This is a genomic window from Sediminibacterium salmoneum NBRC 103935 (genome assembly GCF_000511175.1).
GTDB classification, from domain to species: domain Bacteria; phylum Bacteroidota; class Bacteroidia; order Chitinophagales; family Chitinophagaceae; genus Sediminibacterium; species Sediminibacterium salmoneum.
This window is the reverse complement of record NZ_KI866530.1, coordinates 143,956-144,818: the sequence shown is the minus strand read 5'-3', so window position 1 is coordinate 144,818 and position 863 is coordinate 143,956. Positions and strand designations below refer to the sequence as shown.

2 protein-coding genes are annotated in these 863 nt (G+C 38.1%); both read left to right on the top strand.

The window, feature by feature from the left end; translation table 11 throughout:
• The first annotated feature begins 76 nt into the window (after positions 1-76).
• Positions 77-247, top strand: coding sequence for a hypothetical protein (locus tag P767_RS18225; protein WP_157611294.1), 171 nt, complete (start codon positions 77-79; stop codon positions 245-247).
• A partial coding sequence (locus P767_RS15165) for a single-stranded-DNA-specific exonuclease RecJ (protein ID WP_037352025.1) occupies positions 247-863 on the top strand: 617 nt, incomplete at its 3' end. The genes P767_RS18225 and P767_RS15165, both read left to right, overlap by 1 nt.

Here is an 863-nt window from a genome sequence, read left to right as displayed (position 1 = left end):
TTCTAAATAATTGTACTCCTGAAATCAGGAAGAAAATTATTTACATCATAAAAACCAGAATACGCAAAAGGATAAAGTGGCTTTTGTAATAAGTCAGGTAGAAGAGCTTGGCGGCATTGCCTATGCAACCCGGAAAATGTTTGCCTACAGAGATGAAGCATTGGAAATCCTGTATCAGTTTCCTCCTTCTGAAGTTAGAGATGCTTTGGAAGAATTGGTACGTTACACTACAGACAGGGCTTATTAATGCAGAAAAGGTGGAACATATTACCTCAGAACGAAGATGCAACGCGTTCCTTACAAGCCGTCATTAAAATCAATCCAATCATCTGTAGCATTTTAGTACAGCGGGGTATAACCAATTATGAATTGGCAAAAGAATTCTTCAGACCCGAACTTTCACACTTACACAGTCCATGGTTAATGAAAGACATGGACAAAGCAGTGAATAGAATCATCAGCGCCATAAATCAGAATGAAAAAATAATGGTTTATGGCGATTATGATGTAGATGGAACCACATCGGTAGCATCGATGTTTCAGTTTATACAATCGCTGCATGAATCGGTTGAGTTTTATATTCCACATCGTTACAAGGAAGGATACGGGGTTTCAAAAATTGGAATAGACTACGCAAAAGAACAGGGACACAGTTTAATTATATCACTGGATTGCGGAATTAAATCTGCAGACTTAATTGCTTATGCAGCTTCTCTTGGGATAGATTTTATTGTTTGTGACCACCATCTGCCGGATGAAATAATTCCGAAAGCGGTTGCTATTCTAAATCCAAAACAAAAGGACTGTCCGTATCCATATAAAGAACTCTGTGGTTGCGGAGTTGGATTTAAATTAATGACTGC